This window comes from Pseudonocardia sp. GCM10023141 (assembly GCF_042653605.1).
Window position 1 is genome coordinate 14709 of sequence record NZ_JBHSIR010000009.1, and the last position, 22772, is coordinate 37480.

Genomic DNA, 22772 nt, shown 5'->3' on the forward strand with positions numbered 1-22772 from the left:
CGCACCCGCGCGGCCACCCGGGAAGAAGGACACCGTGCATCCCCAGTTCACCGCAGGCTCGGTCATGGGCCGCGCGCTCCGCGTCCGACGGCGCGACCTCGTCGTCGGCGCCGCCCTGATCGCGCTGCTGCAGCTGTCGGAGGCCGCGGTGCCGGTCGCCGTCGGCTCCGTCATCGACACCGCCGTGTCCACCGGTGACCCCGGCGCCCTCGTGGGCGGGCTCGCCATCACGGCTGCGGTCTTCGCCGTGCTGGCGACGTCGGGCTTCGTCGGCAGCAGGCTGGCGGAACGGGCCGAGCGCGCCGCCGCGCACGAGATCCGCATGGCGGTGGCGGCACGCGTGCTGGACCCGGCGGGTGGCGCACCGGGCCGCGCGGGCGAGCTGGTCAGCATCGCCGGCTCCGACGCCGATCGCACCGCCTCGATCTGCAAGGTCATCACCGAAGCCGGTGCGCTGGCGGCGCTGGTCGGCGGGGCCGTCGTCTTGCTGAACGCCTCCGTGCTGCTGGGCGTGGTGGTGCTGGTCGGTGTGGGCGGCGTGCTGGTGGCGTCACGGCTGCTCGCCACGCCGCTGTCGCGACGAGCGGAGGCCGAGCAGGAGTCACTGGCCACCGCCACCGCGGTGGCGGGCGACCTCATCACGGGTCTGCGTGTGCTGAAGGGCATCGGCGCCGAGCGCGCAGCGTCGCGGAACTACCGCTCGGCCAGCAGCGCGGCACTGCGCGCGCGGCTGGCCTCCACCGTCACCGACGGCGTGCACACGGGCGCCACCACGTTCCTGTCCGGGGTGCTGCTGGTGCTGGTCGCCTGGCTCGGTGGGCGGCTCGCGCTCACCGGGACGATCACCGTCGGCCAGCTCGTCGCGGCCGTCGGGCTCGCCCAGTTCCTCCTCGAGCCGCTGCGCGAGCTGACCGATCTCACCCCGGTCCTCGCCGGCGCCCGCGGTGCTGCGGTCCGGGTCGCCGCGCTGCTGGGCGCGCCCGGGGCCGTGACGGCGGGCAACGCAGCGCTGGCGGCCGGTCCGGGCGCCCTGCGCGTGCAGGTGCCCGACGGCACCGCGATCACCGTCGCTGCCGGGGAGCACCTCGGGATCGTGACGGCACAGGCGACGCCGCTGATCGACCTGCTCGCCCGTGACGTCGACGGGCTCGTCGAGGTGGACGGCACCGACCTGCGCACCGTCACGCTCGACGACGCCCGCGCCACCGTGCTCGTGGCCCGGCACGAGGCCATTCTCTTCGAGGGAACCGTCGCCGAGAACGTGAGCGGACCGGCTGCGGGCCCCGCCCTCGCGGCCGCGGCAGCCGACGAGATCGTGGCCGAGCTGGGGCCGGACGGCACGCTCGCCGAGCGCGGTCGATCCCTCTCGGGCGGGCAGCGCCAGCGCCTGACCCTCGCCAGGGCGCTGGCCGCCGACGCTCCCGTGCTCGTCCTGCAGGAGCCGACGACCGCCATCGACGCGGCCACCGAGCACCGCATCGCCGAAGGGCTCGCGAAGCTGCGGGCCGGACGCACCACCGTCGTGCTCACCTCGAGCCCGCAACTGCTGGCCGGCTGCGACCGGGTGCTCCTGATGATCGACGGTGCCGTGGCCGGCTCCGGAACCCATGCCGAGCTCGTCGCCGACGAGCGCTACCGCGAAAAGGTCCTCGCATGACCGCCCTGCCCGTTGCCACCGCCGCCCGCACCCGATCCGTGGTGGGCGCGCTGCTGCGCCCGCTGCGGCTGCGGCTGGCGCTGATGGCGCTCGTGTTCGTCGCCGGGACCGTCGCGGTGCTGGCGATACCGCTGCTGCTCGGCGGCATCGTCGACGCCGTGATCGGCGGCGGCCCGGCAACTCGTCTGGACCTGCTGGCCGCGGGCGTGCTCGCGGCGGTCATCGTCGCCGCTGCGCTGGGCGCAACCGGTTCGGTGCTGCTCGGACGCCTCGGCGAGACGATGCTCGCGCAGCTGCGCGAACGCGTCGTCGACCGGGCCCTGCACGTACCGCTGGCCACCATCGAGCGCGGTGGCACCGGCGATCTGCTCTCCCGGGTGAGCGGGGACGTCGCGGTGGCGTCGGAAGGCATCCGCTCGGCACTGCCTGCGCTGGTCACCGCCGTGCTGGAGCTGGGGCTCACGATCGTCGGGCTCGGCCTGCTCGACTGGCGCCTCGCGCTGGCCGGGCTGCTGCCGATGCCGATCTGGCTGCTGGTGACCCGCTGGTACATCCGCACATCCGGGCCGCGCTACGCGACCGCGCAGGCCGCCGCCGGCAGGCGCACCCAGTCCCTGCTGGAGGGTGTGGGTGGGGCCGCGACGGTGCGGGCCTACCGCCTGCAGGAATCCACGCTGCGCCGGATCGCGCGCGACTCCGTCGCCACCGTCACCGCCGACCTCAAGGCCTTCGCCCCGCTCGGCCCGTTCGGGGCGAGCATCAACGGCGCCGAGCTGCTCGGCACCGCATCGGTCCTGACCGTGGGCTTCCTGCTGGTGCAGGGCGGAGCGGTCACGGTCGGCGCGGCGACGGCGGCCGCGTTGTACTTCCTGCGCCTGTTCAACCCGATCGGGCTCGCGCTGTTCCTGTTCGACCAGGCGCAGTACACGAGCAGCGCGCTGGCCCGGCTCGTCGGCGTCGTGGACCTGCCGGTGAGCCCGGAGCCGGTGGCGCCGCGCGAACCGGCCGACGCCACCGTGCGGCTGCGCGGCATCCGCCACGCCTACGACGGTGGCGACGACGTGCTGCACGGCATCGACCTCGACGTGGCCGCCGGTGAGCGGCTCGCGGTGGTCGGCGCGAGCGGGGCGGGCAAGACGACGCTGGGCGCGATCATCGCGGGCATGCACGAGCCCACGTCCGGCACCGTGGAGATCGGCGGTGCCGCCCTCACGGCGCTGCGCGAACCGCATCGCCACGTCGCGCTCGTGACCCAGGAGGTCCACCTGTTCGCCGGCACCGTCGCCGACAACCTGTTGCTGGCCGCCGACGCCGGATCACCAGGGGAACAGGCGGGGCCGGACGAGCTGGCGACCGTGTTGCGGCGCGTCGGGGCCACGGTCGGGCTCGACGACGTCGTCGGGGACGGCGGCGACGAGCTCGGCGCGACCCAGGCGCAGCAGCTAGCGCTCGCCCGCCTCCTGCTCGTCGACCCGGCCGTTGCCGTGCTCGACGAGGCGACGGCCGAGGCAGGCAGTGCGGGCTCGCGGGTGCTGGAGCGCGCGGCGGATGCCGCGCTGCAGGGCCGCACGGCCGTGGTGATCGCGCACCGGCTCACACAGGCGGTGTCGGCGGATCGCATCGTCGTGCTCGACAAGGGCCGCATCGTCGAGACCGGCTCCCATGCCGAGCTCGTCGCCGCGCACGGCCGGTACGCGCAGCTGTGGGAGGCCTGGAACCAGCCGCGGTGAGCGAACCTCTCTCGGACCTACCCATAATTCGGCCACCCCGATCCGGCTCGCACACACCGCAGGGGCACCGCACACACCGTCTGCGGTGTGTGCGGTGCCCCTGGGATGTGTGCGAGCAGCGCCGACGTGCCGGTCCCTAACCGTCGAAGGTCAGCGGCGGACCCCCCGGCGTCCGTAGGCGGCCGAGACCAGCCCGACCCCGATCACGGCGACCACGAGCTGGACGAGCAGTTCGAGCCAGTCGATCCCACTGGTCTGCGTGGGGATCCCGATCGCACGGGCGATGAACGTGCCGACGAACGCCGCGACGATACCGACGACGATCGTGAGCCAGATCGGGATGTTCTGCTTGCCGGGCAGGATGAGACGGGCCAGCGCGCCGATGATGGCACCGATGACGATGGCGGTGATGATGCCGGTGACGGTCATTGCTTCCTCCGAGGGGACACGGATCGGTGAGCGTCGTCGATCCGTCCGATGTGGCGGGACTGGACCGGATTACCCGGTTCGGTGCCGACACATGCACGCCGGGTCGCCAGATTCTGGACCCGCAGGCGCGAACTTGCGTTGCGGGCCGGCCGACCGCATCATCGGATTCCCTCGGGTTGGACACACAGCCTCCACACCTCGCGCGATCCCGCCTCCGGCTCGGAGTGCCGGGCCGCGCCGGCGGACGGAGCCGCGGATGGCCACCCCCTCGATGCGCACACCCGGACGGCGCGACCGCCGGACCATGGCGGTCATCGCCGCTGCCGAGACCGCGGGCGGCGCCGCGGCGAAGCTGTTGCGCCCCATGGGCCAGAACGGGCGATCGGCGATCTGGGCCTACCGCGCCGCGGTCCACGACGCGGTCGAGCGGGCCGGGCGACCCGTGGAGCTGGCGCACGACCAGGGTCAGACCCAGATCGGGTTGCGCGTCGACGGCGCCCCCGAGCTCCTGATCATCTGGCGGATCGACACCGGCTGGTACTACCTCGATGCGAAGCTGGGCACCCCGCTCGTCGCCCCGACCCGCTACTACGTCCCGCCCCGTCACGACGGCCCGACCCACGACGACGGCGCAGCCGACCCGATCGAACGGCTGCTGCCGGTCGCGTCGGAGGTGGCGACGTGGATCGTCGAGCTGGCCGACGGCAGGCGCACCGGCACGACCCTGCCACCGCCGCCGATCTCGGCGACGCTGGCGCTCGCCCTGCGCAACCGGCTGTCCGGCCTGCTGCCCGGCCTGCTGCCCGCCGACGGCGCCGCCGTGCGCTACTTCGACGTCGATCCGCGCCCCTGACCCGTTCGGATCGGTGTTTCAACACGACGTGGGTGGTTATCCCGGCAGGTACCACCACAACGAGAGGCCCACCATGTCGACTGACGCCATCGTCGTACTCAAGGACGACCACAAGGCGATACGCGGCCTTTTCCGTGATTTCCAGCAGGCGGGCCCGAATGCCGCGAAGACCCGGGCGAAGATCGTCGACCGGATCCTCGAACTGCTCACGGTGCACACCTACATCGAGAACGAGTGCATGTACCCGGAGATCCGCAAGCTGGTGCCCGAGCTGGAGGACGACATCCTCGAGTCCTACGAGGAGCACCACGTCGCCGACGTGCTGTGCATGGAGCTCGCGGCGATGTCGGCCGATGACGAGCGGTTCGCGGCCAAGGCCACCGTGTTGATCGAGAACGTCGACCACCACATCGACGAGGAGGAGAAGGAGTGGTTCCCGCAGGTACGGGAGGCGCTCGGGCGCAAGCAGCTGCAGGAGATCGGCGCCGCGATGCTGGAGATGAAGAAGACGGCGCCACGCAAGCCCTCGCAGCCCGGCGCGCTGAAGAAGGTGGCGGACGCCGTCCTGTCCTGACCGGCCGCGACGCCGCTACCGGGCGGGCGCGCTCTCCCGGACCAGGATGCGGTGCCCGACGGTGACGTGGCGGCCGGGCGTCTCCGGCTCTTCGATGCGTTCGAGCAGCAGGCCCAGCGCGCGGCGTACCAGCGCATCGGTGTCCGGCTCGACGGTGGTGAGGCTCGGCACCGTGCTCGCGCCGAGCTCGATCGCGTCCCAGCCGATGACCGCGACGTCCCCGGGCACGTCGATGCCGCGCCGCCGCAACGCGCGCAGCGCACCGATGGCGGCCAGGTCGTCGCGGCAGAGCAGGCCGTCGAGCGTGAGCCCGGCGTCGAGCGCCGCACCGAGCGCGGCCTCGGCGCCCACCGCGTCGCCGCCGTCGCGGGCGACGAGCAGTCCGTCGTCGAACGTCAGCCCGGCGCGGGCGAGTGCCAGCCGGTAGCCGGCGATGCGGAGCTCCGACGGGCGGGACGGCTCGCCGACCTCGTGGCCGAGGAAGCCGATCCGGCGCCGTCCCAACCCGAGCAGGTGCGCCATCGCCTCGTCCGCGGCGGCGACGTTGTCGATCGCCACCTGGTCGGCCGTCGGCGGTCGCGGGTCCTCCCCGAGGAAGACGAGCGGGGTGTCGCGGCGCAGTCCCTCCAGCTCGGCGGCGGTGAGCGCCTGCGGGTGGATCACCACACCGGCGACGACACCGGCCTCGAGGTCGCGCAGCACCGCGCGCTCCCCCTCCGGCGTGCCCCCGGTCTCCTCGAGCAGCAGCCGGTAGCCGCCCGCCGTGCTCACCCGCGCGAACACATGGGCCAGCTCGGCGAAGTACGGGCGCCGCAGATCCGGCACCGCGAGCGCGAGCATGCTCGACCGGCCGGTGGCCAGGCTGCGGCCGCTGAGGTTGGGCCGGTAGCCGAGCTCGTCGAGGGCGGCCTGCACCCGCTCCCGCATCGGGGTGCTCACGTGCCGGTAGCCGCGCACCACGTTCGACACCGTCTTCGTCGACACCCCGGCGCGCACGGCAACGTCGCGCAGCGTGACCCTCTCCACGGTCGCACCGTAGCGGTTGACCCCGATTTACAGCGCTGTAAACTTGCGCGGTGCGCATCGCCGGCTCGCTTTCCGACCTTCCGCAGGCCTCCCGACAGGACGGGTCCTACCCCCGTCCCCAGATGATGCGCACCGCCTGGGCCGACCTCGACGGCACCTGGTCGTTCCGCCACGACGACGAGGACACCGGGCTCGGTGCGCAGTGGGCCGCCGGGCTCCCGGACGCCCAGCAGATCGTCGTCCCCTTCCCCCCGGAATCGACGGCATCAGGCATCGCCGACCCCCGGTTCCACCCCGTCGTCTGGTACGCCCGCACGATCACCGCGCACGAGCTGGCCGCGGCCGGCCGGTCCGAGCAGGCACCCGTGGTGCTGCTGCACTTCGGCGCCGTCGACCACCGCGCCCGGGTGTGGGTCGACGGCCGGCTCGCCGGGGAGCACGAGGGCGGCCACACCCCCTTCACGTTCGACATCACCGCACTGGTCGACGGTGGCCCTGACGGCGGCTCTGACCAGGACGGGGACCACGTGCTCGTCGTCCGGGCGCAGGACGATCCGCATGACCTCACGCAACCGCGCGGCAAGCAGGACTGGCACGAGGACCCGCACGCCATCTGGTACAGGCGCACCACCGGCATCTGGCAGACGGTGTGGCTGGAGGCGGTGCCCGCCACCGGCATCGAGCACCTGCAGTGGCTCCCGGCCGGGCCGTCCGACGTCGAGCTGAGCGTGCGGTTCCGCGGCCGGGCCGGCGGGACGCGGCTACGGGCGGTGCTGCGGTTCGACGAGCGGGACGAGAACCCTGCCGAGGTCGCCGAGGTCGAGGTCGCCGTGCCCGCCCACGCCACCCGCGTCCGGGTGCCGGTGCCCCTCTCGCAGCAGCGCAGCGGCCCGGCCGCCGACGAGCTGCACTGGTCGCCGGAGCGCCCGCGGCTGATCGACGCCACGGTGTCGCTGCACGACGCGGACGGGGCCGCCGTCGATGCCGTGGCCTCCTACCTGGGATGGCGCACCGTCGGCGTGGCCCGCGGCACCTTCCTCCTCAACGGCCACCCCTACGACGTCCGCTCGGTACTGCAGCAGGGGTACTGGCCGGAGAGCCACCTTGCCGCACCCTCCCGGGCGGCACTGCGCCGCGAGGTCGAGCTGATCAAGGAGCTGGGCTTCACGGCGTGCCGGATCCACCAGAAGATCGAGGACCCGCGGTTCCTCTACTGGGCCGACCGGCTCGGGCTGCTCGTATGGGGCGAGGCGCCCGGCGCCTACGAGTTCTCCCCCGTCGCGGTGCAGCGGCTCACCCGCGAATGGATGGAGGCCGTCGACCGGGACGTCTCGCACCCGTCGATCGTCACCTGGGTGCCGTTCAACGAGTCCTGGGGGATCCAGCAGGTCGCCGACGACCCGCGCCAGCAGGCGTACTCCCGCGCGCTGTCCGACCTCACCCGGGCGCTGGACCCCAGTCGTCCGGTGATCTCGAACGACGGCTGGGAGCAGCCGGACTCCGACATCGTCACGGTGCACGACTACGAGGGCGTAGGTGCGGTGCTCGCCCGCACCTACGCCGACGAGGCGGCGCGCGACCGCCTGCTCGCCGGGCCGGGACCGGCCGGCAGGCGCATCCTCGTCGACGGCGTCGCCTACCGCGGCCAGCCGATCATGCTCACCGAGTTCGGCGGCATCGACCACCAGCCCGCGGAGCAACGGGCCGACGGTTGGGGCTACACCAGCGCCGCCGACCCGCAGGACTGGATCGCGCGCATCACCGCGCTCTACGACGCCATCCGGGCGAGCGCGTTCCTCGCCGGCTCCTGCTACACCCAGCTCACCGACACCCTGCAGGAGACCAACGGGCTGCTGACGGCCGACCGGGAACCGAAGGTGCCGATCGCGGAGATCCGCCGCGCGGTGCTCGGCAGGGGCCCGGCCGGGTGACCGGCGGTCCGACCCCGCACTTCCGGGCGGATACCGCCATTCAGCCCAGGGACACCGCAGTTAGAGTGCGCCACATGGCATCGTTCAACGACAGCGTGATCGAGGACTTCCGGGCCAAGGACGGCGTGCTCGGCGGTCACTGGGAGGGCAAGAAGACCCTCCTGCTGCACGTGCCCGGCCGCAAGTCCGGCCGGGATCTCGTCAACCCGCTCGTGGCGGCGCCCGACGGCGACTCCTACATCGTCTGCGGCAGCGCGGGCGGTGCCCCGGCCGAGCCGCAGTGGCTCGCCAACCTGGAGGCCACCTCCGGCCCCGTCACGATCGAACTGGGCGCCGACACGGTGCCGGCCGACTTCCGGGTGGTCCGCCCGGGCCGCGACGACGACTGGGATCGCCTCTACGGCGTGTGGCGCGCGTACTGGCCCGACGCCGCCGACTACGAGACGAAGACCGACCGCAAGTTCCCGGTCGTCGTGATCACCGTCAACGCCTAGCTCAGCCCGACTTCGCACACCCTCGCCGGTCCTCGCACGCGTTCCAACCCGTGCGAGCACGGGTAACGGTGTGCGAGGTCGGCAGGCGGTGCTCCCCGGCTCGACGACATGGTCACCGCGGCCGGCGCGACTCTGCAGCAGCTGCCGTGGCGGGGCACGGCGCTCGCTGCGCTGCTCGTCGGGTTCGCCGCGAGCCTCCCGTTCTCGAACACCACCTCGGCTCGGAGCTCGCCGCGCACGGCCCGCTCTTGGACGCGCTGTTCGGTTCGGTCTCGCGCGACGCGCTGCACGGCGCCGACCTGGCCTACCCCGTGGGCTCGTGCTGGGCGGTGGCATCTACCTGGCGCTGGAGGGGGTCCGCGCGCTCCAGGCCGTTCGCATCACCCGGGCGGTCGGATGCGAAGCGACGTGATCGAGCGCGCGGTCCCCGCCCCGCTACTCAGGAGGTGTGGTGCACCTCCTGCAGCCCGTACACGGGTGTCGGGATGCCTTCCGCACGCGCCTTGAGCTGCAGCGCGAGGTAGAGCGAGTAGTACCGCGACTGGTGCAGGTTGCCGCCGTGGATCCACAGCCCCTCCTGCTGGGTGGGCTTCCACATGTTGCGCTGCTCGCCCTCCCAGGGCCCCGGGTCCTTCGTCGTGTCCGAGCCCAGGCCCCAGACCTTGCCGACAGCGTCGGCGATCTCCTGCCCGACGATGTCCGCGGCGAGGCCGTTCATCGACTGGTAGCCGGTGGCGTAGACGACGAGGTCGGCCGGGAGGCGGGTGCCGTCGGTGAGCACGACCTCGTCCTTCGTCAGCTCCTGGACGACACCCTTGGCGAGTTTGATGCTGCCGTCGGCCACCAGCTGTGACGCGCCGACGTCGATGTAGTAGCCCGAGCCGCGGCGCAGGTACTTCATGAACAGGCCCGAGTCGTCGTCGCCGAAGTCGAGGTCGAAACCGGCGCGTTCCAGCGAGGCGTAGAAGTCGGCGTCGCGCTCCCGGATCGCGTCGTACACCGGCTTCTGCAGCGTGTGCAGGATCCGGTAGGGCAGCGAGGCGAAGATCGTGTCGGCCTTGAACGTGGTGACGCCCGCAGCCACCGCCCGCTCGGAGTAGAGGTCGCCGAGTGCGAGGTCCATGAGCGAGTCGGAGCGCACGATGTGGGTGGAGCTGCGCTGCACCATCGTCACGTCGACGCCGCTCTCCCACAGCGCCGCGCAGATGTCGTGCGCGGAGTTGTTGGAGCCGATGACCACGGCCTTCTTGCCCTTGTAGGCATCCGGTCCGGGGTGGGCCGAGGAGTGGTGCTGATCGCCGGCGAAGACGTCCGCGCCGGGGATCTCCGGCACGTTCGGCTTGCCCGAGACGCCCAGCGCCAGCACGAGGTGGCGGGGCCGGAGCGTCACCTCCTCGCCGTCCCGGTCGACGACGACCGTCCACCCGTCGCCGTCCCGGGTGGCGCTCTTCGCGGTGGTGGAGCCCCAGTAGTTGAGCTCCATCACCCGCGTGTACATCTCCAGCCAGTCGCCGATCTTGTCCTTCGGCGAGAACACCGGCCAGTTGGCAGGGAACGGGATGTAGGGCAGGTGGTCGTACCAGACCGGGTCGTGCAGCGAGAGGGACTTGTAGCGGCTGCGCCACGAGTCCCCCGGCTTCTCCCGGCGCTCCACGATGATCGCCGACACCCCGAGCTGGCGCAGGCGGGCCCCGAGCGCGATGCCGCCCTGCCCGCCACCGACGATCACCACCTCGGGCTGGGTGGTGTAGCCCAGCTCGGTGGCCTCCTTCGCCCGCGCCTCCAGCCAGGTGACCCGCTCCTGGTTCGCGCCGTGCTCGGCACCCATCGGCCGGCGCTCGCGCTGGGGCTCCTCGTGGCCCGTCAGCTCGTCGAGCGTGGTGAGGAGCGTCCACGCCCTGCCGTCGACGAGCCGCAGGTGACCGCTCCCCCGTCCCACGGCCGTCTCGAACTCCAGCCAGGCCTCGGTGACACCACCGGCCTCGGTCGGCTCCTCGCTGACCCGGAAGCCCGTGGGGTCGGTGGCGTCCAGCTGGGCGCGCAGCATGGCGGCGATCTCGGCCGGGCCCTCGACGGTCTTGATGTTCCAGTTGAAGGCGACGAGATCACGCCAGTAGCTCTCGGCGGCGAACAGGGCGCCCACCGCCTCGGGATCGCGGGCGGTGAGTGCTGCCTGGAACTGCTCCAACCAGGCGTCCACCCCCACGGCAGCAGCAGAGCGGGTGCTGTCGACGGTCTGGGTCACGACGAACCTCCTACGAGCACAACAACGGGCCGAGGCGAGGACCTGTACGCAGGCGAGCCCACGAGTCGTCCTTGCGTTCGACCCTAGTGCCGTTCACCCGCAGTCCGCCCGCGTCGACCCCGCTCTCATCGGAGCTCGGTGGCACCGAGCCTCGGCGCGAGTTCCCTCGCCGACCTCGCGGCGGCCGACCTCGCACACCGTCGCCCGTCCTCGCAGGGGTTGGAACGCGTGCGAGGACCGGCGACGGCTTGCGAAGTCGGCCGGCACCCGCACCGTCTGTTGCGCGGGTGCCGGCCGACTCGTTCACCACTGGACGGGCAGTGAGCTCAGGCCGTAGATCGCGCTGAAGATCCGCGCGTCCATGTCCGATCCGACCGCCCGCAGGTCGGGGAACCGGCGCAGCAGGGCCGGGAACGCGATCCGCATCTCCATCCGGGCCAGTGGCGCACCCAGGCAGTGGTGCACGCCGTGCCCGAATCCGACGTGACCGAGGGCGCCGCGCCGGACGTCGAGCTCGTCGGGGCGCTCCACCAGCGCCGGATCCCGGTTCGCCGCGGCCAGCACGCAGATGATGAGCTCGCCGGCCCCGATCGTCCGGCCGGACAGCTCGACGTCCGTCGTGGTCACCTTGGCGGTGCCCGCGTGCAGGATGCTGAGCCAGCGCATGAGCTCCTCGATCGCGGGGCCCACCGCGTCGGGGTCGTCGCGGACGAGTGCGAGCTGGTCGGGGTGGCGCAGCAGCGCGAGCGTCCCGAGACCCAGCATGTTGGCTGTGGTCTCGTGGCCGGCCACCAGCAGCAGCGAAGCGACCCCGGTGAGCTCCTCGCTCGTGATGGCGTCGCCGTGCTCGCGCACCAGCATGCCGAGCATGTCCTCACCCGGATCGGTCCGGGCCTTCGCCACGAGCCGCGCCATGTAGGTGCGGGCATCGGTCTGGGCCCGCACCTGCTCCTGCGGCGGCAGCGACTGGTCCAGCTGCCGCGCACCCAGCTCCTGGAACTCCGCGCGGTCGGTGTAGGGCACACCCAGCAGCTCGCAGATCACGAGTGACGGGATCGGCATGGCGAACTCGGCCACCAGGTCGGCCGGTGGGCCCTTCCGCTCCATGGCGTCGAGGTGATCCGCGACGATCTCGGTGATCCGCGGCTCCAACCGTCCGATCCGCCGCATCGTGAACTCCGGGGTGAGCAACCGCCGCAGCCGCCCGTGCTCGGGCGGATCGAGGGTGAGCAGGTTGCCCACCTGCGACGCGGCGAGCTCCGCGGCCAGCGCCTCGTCGAGCCCCTCGGTCTGCATTGCCGCCTGCCGCGCATTGCTGAACCGCCCGGGATCGCTGAGCACCGTGCGCACGTCCTCGAAGCGCGTCACCAGCCAGCCGAAGTACCCGCCACCGAAGTCGAGCCTGCGGACACCCTCGTCCTTCCGCAGCGCCGTGAGCTCCGGAACCGGATCGAAACCATCCCGCTGCATGAACACGGGCAGCACCGGCGTCTCCGTCACGAGAGATCCCCCAACGTCCACCGCGGTGTCGGTCACCGCGACCGACACCGATCCTGGCGCACAACCGATGCATCCGGTTGCGGGACACCGCAACGACAGCGGCAGACCTGGCCGGAGCCCCACCCCGACCAGGTCTGCCGCACTTCAACTACGCAACGCTCGCCCCCACCACCGAGACCCGGTACGGGCTCGGCCCCCCAACGGGAGGCTCCGTGGGCATAGTGCCCGGTCAACGAGCGGGCGGCGGCAACAGATGCGCACCTAAGGGATGGTGAGCCGAGCCTCTCCTGACGGAATCAGTTACGGAGAGTACGCATGATGCCGCGCAGCACGTTCCTGATCGCGGCGGCGGGGCTGTCCGGCAGCCAGGTGCAGGACGACCTCACCGCGCGGCTGGGCCACGATCCCGACACGGAGCTGAGCATCGCCCGCCGGCACCTGGAGCGGATCTGCCGGTCCCGGGTCGGGCGCATCGTCGGAGCCGGCTCGGCCTCGTCACGCCTGGATCGGCACCGTCGAGGGCCGGGCCGACCGCGCCAACCAATTGGCCACCGCGCCGATGTCCAGACGTTGGCGCCGTGGCCACCAGGTTGGCGCGGTGAGGGCCGCGTCGACGGCCCCGCTGTCGGGTGCGGTTCGGGCCGGTCAGGCGCTCGAACGCACCGCGAGCCGGCTGCGCAGTTCCACGGCCGCGTCGCCGAGCAGCCGCACGGCGCGCTCCACCAGCTCGTCGGTCATGCGGGTGGCGGGGCCCGACACCGAGACCGCCATCCTGGTGCCGTCGCTGGTGACGGGGACCGCGACGCAGTGCACACCCATCTCCTGCTCGCTGTCGTCCACCACGTAGCCGCGGGCCCTGGCCCGGGCGAGCTCGGCCAGGAGGAGGTCCGGATCGGTGATGGTGCGTGCCGTCATCGCGGGCATCCCGGTCCGTGCGACCAGCGCTCGGACCTCGGCGTCGGGAAGCTGGGACAGCAGCGCCTTGCCGACCCCGGTGGAGTGCAGTGCCACGCGCTTGCCGACCTCGGTGAACATCCGCATCGAGCGCGTGGAGGGCACCTGCGCGACGTAGACGGCCAGGTCACCGTCGGGCATCGCCAGGTTGGCCGACTCGCCGAGCGTCTCGACCAGCAGCGACAGCACCGGCTGCGCCCAGGAGCCGAGCATGCCGCTCGCGACGTCGCCGAGCGGGATCAGGCGTGGCCCCAGCGCGTAGCGGCGATTGGGCTGCTGGCGCATGTACCCGCCGGTGACGAGCGTGCGCAGCAGCCGGTGGATGGTCGGCAGGGGCAGCCCGGCCGCGTCGGCGATCTCGCTGATCGACGCTGCCCCGCCCGCGCGCGCGACGACCTCCAGCAGCTCGAAGGCCCGCTCGACGGCCTGGACGCCGCCACCACCGGAGGACTCGACCATGGCCGTGCGAACCCCTTCACCATCAGGCGGCTCGGCGCCGCCCGCCCGCGGGAACCGCTGTTCCTCGATCACGACACTAGAGCATGTCCGACAACGCATCCGGGACGGCGGCGAGGTGATCCCGCGCGATCCGGTGGGCCAGCCGCTCCAGCAGCGGGCCCGCGTGCTCCATGCACCGGGCCGGGTCCGCCTCGATGTCGGTCAGCGCGTAGGCACCCTGGATGCCGGACGCCGCGAGGTCGGCATCCGAGAGCGCGTTGCGTCCCGCTGCGGCGATCACCGGCACGCCGGCCACGCGGGCCGCGGCGGCGACACCGGCCGGGGCCTTGCCGCGCAACGTCTGCGCGTCCAGCGATCCCTCGCCGGTGATCACCAGCCGGGCCCCCGCGAGATGGCGCGGGAACCCGACCATGTCGAGGACGAGGTCGATACCCGGTTGCAGCACGGCGCCCAGCACGGCCAGTGCGGCGAACCCGACACCACCGGCCGCACCGGCACCGGGGCAGCTCGCCCGGTCGTGCCCGGTGGTGGCGGCGACCACCGCCGACCACCTGCCCAGCGCGGCGTCCAGCTCCTCGACCTCGCCGGTGTCGGCACCCTTCTGCGGGCCGTAGACCGCCGCGGCACCGGTGGGGCCCAGCAGCGGGTTGTCCACATCGCAGGCCACCACGATCTCGGCCGTGCGCAGGCCGGGGTGCAGCCGCGAGAGATCGAGATCGGCGACCGCGCCCAGCGCGGACCCGCCGTCGCCGATGTCGCGCCCCGCGGCGTCGAGCAGCCGCCCGCCGAGGGCCACGACGATCCCCGCACCGCCGTCGGTGCCGGCGCTGCCGCCGATGCCGAGCACGATCCGGGTGCAGCCCGTGTCCAGCGCCGCGGCCAGCACCTCCCCGGTGCCGCGGCTCGACGCCGTCAACGGGGCCGGTCGGCCCCCGACGAGCCGACCCAGACCCGAGACGTCGGCCAGCTCGATGACGGCCACCCCGTCGCGTCGCGCGTACCCGGTCCGCACCGGCTGCCCGGTCGGACCGGAGGCGACCACCGGCACCAGCGTGAACCCGGCGGACACCGCGGCGTCCAGGGTGCCGTCACCGCCGTCGGCGACCGGTACCGCCACCACCGCCAGCCCGGGCAGCGCCGCCAGCAGCCCGGTGCGCAGGTGCGCGGCGACCCGCGACGCCGGGATCGAGCCCTTGAACTTGTCCGGAGCCAGCACCACGTGCCCGGTCATGTCGGCCTCAGTCCAGCAGCGCGACGTGCGTCGGGGCGTCCTGGTCGTTCGCCGCCAGCTCGTCGAACTCGACGACGTTGTCGATCTCGGTGCCCATCGCGATGTTCGTGATGCGCTCGAGGATGACCTCGACGACGACCGGGACCCGGAACTCGGCCATGAGCTTGCGCGCTTCCTCGAACGCCGGAGCGAGCAGGTCAGGCTCGTGCACCCGGATCGCCTTGCAGCCCAGGCCCTCGGCCACCTTGAGGTGGTCGACGCCGTACCCGCCGACCTCCGGCGCGTTGACGTTCTCGAACGCGAGCGACACCTGGTAGTCCATGCCGAACCCGCGTTGCGACTGGCGGATCAGACCCAGGTAGGCGTTGTTCACGACGACGTGGATGTAGGGCAGGTTGTACTGCGCCCCGACCGCCAGCTCCTCGAGCATGAACTGGAAGTCGTAGTCGCCCGACAGCGCGACGACCAGCGCGTCCGGATCAGCGGTGCACACCCCCAGCGCCGCCGGCAGCGTCCAGCCCAGCGGGCCGGCCTGGCCCGCGTTGATCCAGTGCCGCGGCGCGTAGACGTGCAGCAGCTGCGCCGCCGCGATCTGCGAGAGCCCGATCGTGCTGACGTAGCGCGCCTCGCGGCCGAACGCCCGGTTCATCTCCTCGTACACCCGCTGCGGCTTGATCGGCACCTCGTCGAAGTGCGTGCGCCGGTGCGAGCCGCCGCGGCGGTCCTTGCACTCGGTGGCCCATGCCGAGAAGTCCGGCAGCGTGCCGGCGTCGCGGCGCTCGGCGGCCGCCTCGACGAACAGCTTCAACGCCGCGCCCGCGTCGGAGACGATGCCGAACTCGGGGGCGAACACCCGCCCGATCTGGGTCGGCTCGATGTCGACGTGCACGAACCGGCGACCCTTCGTGTACACCGGGATCGAGCCGGTGTGCCGGTTCGCCCAGCGGTTGCCGATCCCGAGCACGAAGTCCGACGCGAGCATCGTCTCGTTGGCGCACCGGTGCGCGGTCTGCAGGCCGACCATGCCCACCATCAGCGGGTGGTCGTCGGGGATCGTGCCCCAGCCCATCAGCGTCGGAACGACCGGGACGCCGAGTATCTCGGCGAACTCGACGAGCAGGTCGGCGGCATCGGCGTTGACGATCCCGCCACCGGCGATGATCAGCGGCCGCTCCGTGCTGCACAGCATGTCGAGCGCCTTGTCCACCTGCGCGCGGGTGGCGGCGGGCTTGAAGGCGGGCAGCGGCTCGTAGGTGTCGGAGTCGAAGTCGATCTCGGCGAGCTGGACGTCGAAGGGCAGGTCGATCAGGACGGGACCGGGCCGACCGGAGCGCATCAGGTGGAACGCCTGCTGGAAGGCGCCGGGGACCTGGGCCGGTTCCAGCACCGTCATCGCCATCTTGGTCAGCGGCTTGGCGATGGCGGCGATGTCGACGGCCTGGAAGTCCTCCTTGTGGAGGCGAGCGACGGGCGCCTGGCCGGTGATGCACAGGATCGGGATGCTGTCGGCCGATGCGGAGTACAGACCGGTGATCATGTCCGTGCCCGCGGGCCCCGAGGTGCCGATGCAGACGCCGATGTTGCCGGCAGCGGTGCGCGTGTAGCCCTCGGCCATGTGGGAGGCGCCCTCGACGTGGCGGGCCAGCACGTGCTCGATGGTGCCGTCGGCCCGCATCGCCGCGTAGAGCGGGTTGATGGCGGCACCGGGAACCCCGAACGCGTGCTGGACGCCCTCGCGCTTCATGATCGCGACAGCGGCCGCGGCAGCAGACATGCGTGGCATGGTCCTACTCCTGTTCCTGGTTGCGCGGTTCCTGATGGGAGCGGCCGGCGAGCCGCTCCACCCCGCGCAGCAGCGCGGAGTGGTCGAGCCCGCCGTCGCCCTGGGCGCGGGCGGCGGCCATGAGCTGGCCGAGAACGGCTCCGACCGGCAGCACCACCCCGGCCTCGCGGGCCGCGGCGAGCACGATGCCCATGTCCTTGTGGTGCAGGTCGATCCGGAAGCCGGGCTGGAAACTGCGCGCGAGCATGCCGGGCGCCTTGCGCTCGAGGATGGCGTTGCCGGCCAGCCCACCGGCCAGCACGCGCACGGCCGCCTCGGTGTCCACCCCGAAGGCCTCGAGGAACACGATCGCCTCGGCGACCAGCTCGATCGTGCCGGCCACGATGAGCTGGTTGGCCGCCTTGACGGTCTGCCCCGAGCCGGCCGGCCCGACGTGCACCACCGTGCGGCCGAACGTCTCCAGCACCGGGCGCGCCGCCTCGACGTCGGCCGCGGCACCCCCGACCATGATCGAGAGGATGCCGTCCTTCGCGCCCTGTTCCCCTCCGGAGACCGGGGCGTCGAGCACGCGGATGCCCTGTGCGGCCCCGATCTCGGCGATGCGCGCGGCGGTGTCGGGGCGGATCGTGCTCGCGTCGATGTGGAGCGTGCCCGGCTTGGCGTGGGCGAAAACCCCGTCGTCACCGAGGACGACGGCCTCGACGTCGGGTGAGTCGGGCAGCATGGTGATCACGACGTCGGCATCGCGCACGGCATCGGCGATGTCGGCGGCGGCCCGGCCACCGGCCGCGACCAACCGGTCGACCGCTGCCTGGCTGCGGTTGTGGCCGACGACGTCGTACCCGGCGGCCACGAGGTGCGCCGCCATCGGCGCACCCATGATCCCCAGTCCGATGAAGCCCACCGTGGTCGCGGTCATCGCTGCGCTCCTGTCGTCGTTGCCGCTGCGTGTGCTGAGCCGCGGTGCTCCCGAGGAAGCCACGCGAAGCTGTCGGCGCTGGCGCCGCTCGGCTTGTACTCGAGGCCGACCCACCCGTGGTAGCCGCCCGCGCCGAGCGCGTCGAGCTGCCGGGCCAGGGCGAGGGTGCCCGTGCCGGGTTCGTTGCGGCCGGGGGCGTCGGCGATCTGGACGTGGGCGATGTCGCCGCAGTGGCGGGCGATCACGGCGTCGACGTCGTCGCCGTTGACGGCGAGGTGGTACAGGTCGGCGAGGAGACCGATGTCGGTCGCCCCGGAGGCGGCACGGACCCGGTCGATCACCGCCAGCGCGTCCGCCGCGGTCAGCAGCGGGTACCGCGGTGCGCCGCTGACCGGCTCGACGAGCACCACGCCATCGATGCGAGCCGCGGCGGCCGCGGCGAGCGCGAGGTTCTCGACGGCCACGGCGTCCTGCTCGGCGGCGGAGGCCCCGTCGATCCGGTTGCCGTAGAGGGCGTTGAACGCGCGGCAGCCCAGCCGCTCGCCGATGGCCACCGTCACGTCGATGTTGTCGCGGAACTCCGTGCGCCGCGCCGGCCACGAGACGAGACCGCGATCCCCCGCGGGCATGTCGCCCGCGAAGAAGTTCAGCCCCACCAGCGCCACCCCGGCGTCGGTGATCGCGCGCTCGAACGCGGCGACCTCGCTGTCACCGGGCACCGCGGCGGCGAAGGGCCACCAGAACTCGACGGCGTCGAACCCCGCCGTCCGCGCCGCTGCGGGCCGATCGAGCAGCGGCAGCTCGGTGAACAGGAGCGAACAGTTCACCGCGTAACGCGATGCCGTCATGGCGTTGACCCGCCCTTCCGTGGTTTCCGTATTGTGGAAATCTTCTTCTGTGATACGGAAAAGATAAACCGATGTGCCCCGTCCGTCAACCACGCACCTGCCGCGGTGCCACGACGGCCCGGAACGGCCGCACCGGGCGGACCGATCGCCGAACCGACCCGGCCGGGCGGCAGCGCGGCGTCGGGCCCCGGTCGGGCCCGCCCCGCCGGACCCGACCGGACCCACGCCTCTCACCAGTACGTATCCGTGAGATCATGAGCCGGCGAGGCCGCCACGCGACGCGCTGAGCCTTGACGCCGCGCAGCGGCCCGGGTTACTGTTCCCTTGCGCTCGTTGATTAGCTCGGTGACGTATGTCGACAGAGTTCAATTGAGCAGCTACACTCCCCCCTTGCGCTGCCTCCGCATGGTCTGCGCGCACCCAGGGAGCTCCCCACGCCATCGGGAATCCTTCTGTCGCGCGCGGGTCCGTCGGCGGCTGTGCCTGTCAACAGACGGCGTGCGCCGGTTCCGCGCTCCACACGACCCGCTCGATCCGGGCCTCCCGCCCGGAGCGCAGGTCCGACGGGGGTCGCGAAGCCTGCTGCCCGCCGGATGCGCGCACAGTTCCGGAAGGACGCACCTTGGCATCGCCGCAAGGCACCACGAACACCATGACCTCCGTCTTGGCCCATCCGAACTTCCCCGGCGCGCCCAACCGGGTCACCTTCGCGAAGATCCGCGAACCGCTCGAGGTGCCCAACCTCCTCGACCTGCAGATCCAGTCCTTCGAATGGCTCGTGGGCGACGAGGCGTGGTTCCAGCGGCGCATCGATGCCGGCGACGAGAACCCGGTCGGTGGCCTCGAGGAGATCCTCGCCGAGATCTCGCCGATCGAGGACTTCGCCGGCACCATGTCGCTGTCGCTGTCGAACCCGCGCTTCGACGAGGTCAAGGCCAGCGTCGAGGAGTGCCGCGACAAGGGGCTGGTCTACTGCGCTCCCCTGTTCGTCACGGCGGAGTTCACCAACAACGCCACCGGTGAGATCAAGAGCCAGACCGTCTTCATGGGCGACTTCCCCGTGATGACGCCCAAGGGCACCTTCATCGTCAACGGCACCGAGCGTGTCGTGGTGTCGCAGCTGATGCGCTCCCCCGGCGTCTACTTCTCCCACGAGATCGACAAGTCCACCGAGAAGGACGTCTACTCCGTCCGCGTGGTCCCTGGTCGGGGTGCGTGGCTGGAGTTCGACGTCGACAAGCGCGACACCGTCGGTGTGCGCATCGACCGCAAGCGCCGCCAGCCGGTCACCGTGCTGCTCAAGGCGCTGGGGTGGACCGCCGAGCAGATCGCGGCGCGTTTCGGGTTCTCCGAGACGATGCTGGCGACGCTGGAGAAGGATCACACCGCCGGGCAGGACGAGGCGCTGCTCGACATCTACCGCAAGCTGCGCCCGGGTGAGCCGCCCACCCGTGAGAGCGCGCAGACGCTGCTGGAGAACCTGTTCTTCAAGGACAAGCGCTATGACCTCGCGCGCGTCGGTCGTTACAAGACCAACAAGAAGCTCGGGCAGAAGACGCCGAACTCGGTGGGCACGCTGACCGAGGACGACATCGCCACCGCCATCGAGTACCTGGTGCGCCTGCACGCTGGCGACACGATGATGACGGTCGGCGAGGGCGAGAACGCGGTCGAGATCCCGGTCGAGACCGACGACATCGACCACTTCGGCAACCGCCGCCTGCGCACCACCGGTGAGCTGATCCAGAACCAGGTCCGGGTCGGCCTCTCGCGCATGGAGCGGGTCGTCCGCGAGCGGATGACCACCCAGGACGTCGAGGCGATCACGCCGCAGACCCTGATGAACATCCGTCCCGTCGTGGCGTCGCTGAAGGAGTTCTTCGGCACGTCCCAGATGTCCACGTTCATGGACCAGACCAACCCGCTGGCCTCGCTCACCAACCGCCGCCGGTTGTCCGCGCTGGGTCCGGGTGGCCTGTCGCGGGAGCGCGCCGGCTACGAGGTCCGCGACGTCCACACCAGCCACTACGGCCGGATGTGCCCGATCGAGACGCCGGAGGGCCCGAACATCGGCCTGATCGGCTACCTGTCGACGTTCGCGCGGGTCAACCCGTTCGGCTTCATCCAGACCCCGTACCGCAAGGTCGAGAACGGCCGCGCCACGGATCAGATCGACTACCTCACCGCCGACGAGGAGGACCGCTTCGTCATCGCGCAGGCCAACGAGCCGCTCGATCGCGACGGTCGCTTCACCGGCGAACGGGTGCTGGTGCGACGCAACGGTGGCACCGAGATCGACCTCATCCCACCGGCGGGCGTCGAGTACATCGACGTCTCTCCGCGGCAGATGGTGTCGGTCGGCTCGGCGATGATCCCGTTCCTCGAGCACGACGACGCCAACCGCGCGCTCATGGGCGCCAACATGCAGCGTCAGTCCGTCCCCCTGCTGCGCAGCGACTCACCGCTGGTCGGCACGGGCATGGAGCTGCGTGTGGCCGTCGACGGCGGCGATGTCGTGATCACGCCGAAGGCGGGCGTCGTCGAGGAGCTGTGCGCCGACTTCATCACGGTGATGGCCGACGACGGCACCCGCCAGACGCACCGGCTCGACAAGTTCCGCCGCAGCAACCAGGGCACCTGCATCAACCAGCGCCCGATCGTCGACGAGGGGCAACGGGTGGAGGCCGGGCAGGTGCTGGCCGACGGGCCCAGCACCGAGAACGGCGAGATGGCGCTCGGCAAGAACCTGCTCGTGGCGATCATGCCGTGGGAGGGCCACAACTACGAGGACGCCATCATCCTCTCGCAGCGGCTCGTGCAGGACGACGTGCTCACCTCCATCCACATCGACGAGCACGAGGTCGACGCCCGCGACACCAAGCTGGGCACCGAGGAGATCACGCGCGACCTCCCGAACGTCTCCGAGGAGGTGCTCGCCGACCTCGACGAGCGCGGCATCATCCGCATCGGTGCCGAGGTCCGCGACGGCGACATCCTCGTCGGCAAGGTCACGCCCAAGGGCGAGACCGAGCTGACGCCCGAGGAGCGCCTGCTGCGCGCGATCTTCGGCGAGAAGGCGCGCGAGGTGCGCGACACGTCGCTGAAGGTCCCGCACGGCGAGACCGGCAAGGTCATCGGCATCCGGGTCTTCTCCCGCGACGACGGCGACGAGCTCGCACCCGGTGTCAACGAAGTGGTCCGGGTGTACGTGGCGCAGAAGCGCAAGATCCAGGACGGCGACAAGCTCGCCGGCCGCCACGGCAACAAGGGCGTCATCGGCAAGATCCTCCCGCCCGAGGACATGCCGTTCCTGCCCGACGGCACGCCGGTCGACATCATCCTCAACACCCACGGTGTGCCGCGCCGGATGAACATCGGCCAGGTGCTGGAGACCCACCTCGGGTGGATCGCCAAGACCGGCTGGGAGGTCGAGGGCCGGCCCGATTGGGCGTCGAGCATGCCCGACGAGCTGCTCTCCATGCCGCCCGGCACGAAGACGGCCACACCGGTGTTCGACGGTGCCAAGGAGCACGAGATCACCGGCCTGCTGGGCTCGACGCTGCCCAACCGCGACGGCGAGCGGATGGTCGGCCCGGACGGCAAGGCGCAGCTGTTCGACGGTCGATCCGGGGAGCCGTTCCCGTTCCCGGTGGCCGTTGGCTACATGTACATCCTGAAGCTCTCGCACATGGTGGACGACAAGCTGCACGCGCGTTCCACCGGCCCGTACTCGATGATCACGCAGCAGCCACTGGGTGGTAAGGCCCAGTTCGGTGGCCAGCGGTTCGGTGAGATGGAGTGCTGGGCGATGCAGGCCTACGGCGCGGCATACACGCTGCAGGAACTGCTCACGATCAAGTCCGACGACGTGCTGGGCCGGGTCAAGGTCTACGAGGCGATCGTCAAGGGCGAGAACATCCCCGAGCCGGGCATCCCGGAGTCGTTCAAGGTGCTCCTCAAGGAGCTCCAGTCGCTGTGCCTCAACGTCGAGGTGCTCTCCAGTGACGGCGCGACGATCCCGATGCACGACAGCGACGACGACGACCTCGAGCGCACGGCGGCGAACCTGGGCATCAACCTGTCCCGGCGCCCGGGTGCCGACTCGATGACGATCGACGACGTCGTCGGCTGATCACGGC

16 protein-coding genes and 1 pseudogene are annotated in these 22772 nt (G+C 71.8%); 8 read left to right on the forward strand and 9 right to left on the reverse strand.

The features are described 5' to 3' along the window. Nucleotides 1–34 precede the first annotated feature (34 nt). Both ACFPFQ_RS04970 and ACFPFQ_RS04975 read left to right on the forward strand, forming a co-directional pair. A complete protein-coding gene (locus ACFPFQ_RS04970) occupies nt 35–1657 on the forward strand; it encodes an ABC transporter transmembrane domain-containing protein (protein ID WP_379615214.1) in 1623 nt (540 codons plus the stop codon). Then, complete coding sequence (locus ACFPFQ_RS04975) at nt 1654–3387, forward strand: ABC transporter ATP-binding protein (RefSeq protein ID WP_379615216.1); 1734 nt, start codon at nt 1654–1656, stop codon at nt 3385–3387. The genes ACFPFQ_RS04970 and ACFPFQ_RS04975 overlap by 4 nt, the downstream gene beginning before the upstream one ends. Before the next feature lie 150 nt (nt 3388–3537). Here ACFPFQ_RS04975 and ACFPFQ_RS04980 read toward each other — a convergent pair whose 3' ends face one another. Then, the gene (locus ACFPFQ_RS04980) at nt 3538–3816 is read right to left on the reverse strand and encodes a GlsB/YeaQ/YmgE family stress response membrane protein (protein WP_379615218.1); all 279 of its coding nucleotides are present in this window, start codon (nt 3814–3816) and stop codon (nt 3538–3540) included. Nucleotides 3817–4072: 256 nt separating this feature from the next. On the opposite strand from ACFPFQ_RS04980, the gene ACFPFQ_RS04985 reads away from it, so the two are divergent. After that, nucleotides 4073–4669, forward strand: a complete 597-nt coding sequence (locus ACFPFQ_RS04985; protein WP_379615220.1) for a hypothetical protein — start codon at nt 4073–4075, stop codon at nt 4667–4669. A gap of 73 nt (nt 4670–4742) precedes the next feature. Continuing rightward, complete coding sequence (locus ACFPFQ_RS04990; protein ID WP_379615222.1) at nt 4743–5243, forward strand: hemerythrin domain-containing protein; 501 nt, start codon at nt 4743–4745, stop codon at nt 5241–5243. A gap of 15 nt (nt 5244–5258) precedes the next feature. Here ACFPFQ_RS04990 and ACFPFQ_RS04995 read toward each other — a convergent pair whose 3' ends face one another. Further along, nucleotides 5259–6269, reverse strand: coding sequence for a LacI family DNA-binding transcriptional regulator (locus ACFPFQ_RS04995; RefSeq protein ID WP_379615224.1), 1011 nt, complete (start codon nt 6267–6269; stop codon nt 5259–5261). Between the two features lie 122 nt (nt 6270–6391). Between ACFPFQ_RS04995 and ACFPFQ_RS05000 the strand changes: the two genes are divergently transcribed. Further along, nucleotides 6392–8200, forward strand: coding sequence for a glycoside hydrolase family 2 protein (locus ACFPFQ_RS05000; RefSeq protein ID WP_379615226.1), 1809 nt, complete (start codon nt 6392–6394; stop codon nt 8198–8200). A 74-nt stretch (nt 8201–8274) separates the two neighbouring features. Beyond that, on the forward strand, nt 8275–8694 hold the full coding sequence (locus ACFPFQ_RS05005; protein WP_379615228.1) for a nitroreductase/quinone reductase family protein: 420 nt from the start codon (nt 8275–8277) through the stop codon (nt 8692–8694). 439 nt (nt 8695–9133) lie between these two features. On the opposite strand, the gene ACFPFQ_RS05010 is transcribed toward ACFPFQ_RS05005, so the two are convergent. Together ACFPFQ_RS05010 and ACFPFQ_RS05015 are read right to left on the reverse strand one after the other, a co-directional pair. Continuing rightward, a complete protein-coding gene (locus tag ACFPFQ_RS05010) occupies nt 9134–10939 on the reverse strand; it encodes an NAD(P)-binding domain-containing protein (RefSeq protein ID WP_379615230.1) in 1806 nt (601 codons plus the stop codon). Nucleotides 10940–11242: 303 nt separating this feature from the next. Continuing rightward, a complete protein-coding gene (locus tag ACFPFQ_RS05015) occupies nt 11243–12439 on the reverse strand; it encodes a cytochrome P450 (RefSeq protein WP_379615232.1) in 1197 nt (398 codons plus the stop codon). 318 nt (nt 12440–12757) lie between these two features. Here ACFPFQ_RS05015 and ACFPFQ_RS05020 point away from each other — a divergent pair. Next, nucleotides 12758–12892: pseudogene (locus tag ACFPFQ_RS05020) on the forward strand (2-oxo-4-hydroxy-4-carboxy-5-ureidoimidazoline decarboxylase); the annotation flags it as partial. 192 nt (nt 12893–13084) lie between these two features. Here the strand turns inward: ACFPFQ_RS05020 and ACFPFQ_RS05025 are convergent. From ACFPFQ_RS05025 to ACFPFQ_RS05045, 5 genes are all read right to left on the reverse strand, one after another. Continuing rightward, on the reverse strand, nt 13085–13852 hold the full coding sequence (locus ACFPFQ_RS05025) for an IclR family transcriptional regulator (protein WP_379615954.1): 768 nt from the start codon (nt 13850–13852) through the stop codon (nt 13085–13087). A 76-nt stretch (nt 13853–13928) separates the two neighbouring features. Next, on the reverse strand, nt 13929–15083 hold the full coding sequence (locus ACFPFQ_RS05030) for a glycerate kinase (protein WP_379615234.1): 1155 nt from the start codon (nt 15081–15083) through the stop codon (nt 13929–13931). Between the two features lie 7 nt (nt 15084–15090). After that, the gene (gene gcl / locus ACFPFQ_RS05035) at nt 15091–16866 is read right to left on the reverse strand and encodes a glyoxylate carboligase (protein WP_379615236.1); all 1776 of its coding nucleotides are present in this window, start codon (nt 16864–16866) and stop codon (nt 15091–15093) included. A gap of 4 nt (nt 16867–16870) precedes the next feature. Next, a complete protein-coding gene (locus ACFPFQ_RS05040) occupies nt 16871–17785 on the reverse strand; it encodes a 2-hydroxy-3-oxopropionate reductase (RefSeq protein WP_379615238.1) in 915 nt (304 codons plus the stop codon). Beyond that, nucleotides 17782–18633 (reverse strand): hydroxypyruvate isomerase family protein, encoded by an 852-nt coding sequence (locus tag ACFPFQ_RS05045; protein WP_379615240.1) that lies wholly within the window; start codon nt 18631–18633, stop codon nt 17782–17784. The genes ACFPFQ_RS05040 and ACFPFQ_RS05045 overlap by 4 nt, the downstream gene beginning before the upstream one ends. A 652-nt stretch (nt 18634–19285) precedes the next feature. Between ACFPFQ_RS05045 and rpoB the strand changes: the two genes are divergently transcribed. Next, nucleotides 19286–22765: a DNA-directed RNA polymerase subunit beta gene (gene rpoB / locus ACFPFQ_RS05050; RefSeq protein ID WP_379615242.1), complete on the forward strand. Its 3480-nt coding sequence runs from the start codon at nt 19286–19288 to the stop codon at nt 22763–22765. The last annotated feature ends 7 nt before the right edge of the window (nt 22766–22772 follow it).

Coding starts and splice junctions, on each gene's coding strand:
- ACFPFQ_RS05000 (WP_379615226.1), top strand. CDS start 6,392: ATGATGCGCACCGCCTGGGCCGACCTCGACGGCACCTGGTCGTTCCGC.
- ACFPFQ_RS04975 (WP_379615216.1), top strand. CDS start 1,654: ATGACCGCCCTGCCCGTTGCCACCGCCGCCCGCACCCGATCCGTGGTG.
- ACFPFQ_RS05040 (WP_379615238.1), bottom strand. CDS start 17,785: ATGACCGCGACCACGGTGGGCTTCATCGGACTGGGGATCATGGGTGCG.
- ACFPFQ_RS04985 (WP_379615220.1), top strand. CDS start 4,073: ATGGCCACCCCCTCGATGCGCACACCCGGACGGCGCGACCGCCGGACC.
- gcl (WP_379615236.1), bottom strand. CDS start 16,866: ATGCCACGCATGTCTGCTGCCGCGGCCGCTGTCGCGATCATGAAGCGC.
- ACFPFQ_RS05030 (WP_379615234.1), bottom strand. CDS start 15,083: ATGACCGGGCACGTGGTGCTGGCTCCGGACAAGTTCAAGGGCTCGATC.
- ACFPFQ_RS05025 (WP_379615954.1), bottom strand. CDS start 13,852: ATGGTCGAGTCCTCCGGTGGTGGCGGCGTCCAGGCCGTCGAGCGGGCC.
- ACFPFQ_RS04980 (WP_379615218.1), bottom strand. CDS start 3,816: ATGACCGTCACCGGCATCATCACCGCCATCGTCATCGGTGCCATCATC.
- ACFPFQ_RS05045 (WP_379615240.1), bottom strand. CDS start 18,633: ATGACGGCATCGCGTTACGCGGTGAACTGTTCGCTCCTGTTCACCGAG.
- ACFPFQ_RS05005 (WP_379615228.1), top strand. CDS start 8,275: ATGGCATCGTTCAACGACAGCGTGATCGAGGACTTCCGGGCCAAGGAC.
- ACFPFQ_RS04990 (WP_379615222.1), top strand. CDS start 4,743: ATGTCGACTGACGCCATCGTCGTACTCAAGGACGACCACAAGGCGATA.
- rpoB (WP_379615242.1), top strand. CDS start 19,286: ATGACCTCCGTCTTGGCCCATCCGAACTTCCCCGGCGCGCCCAACCGG.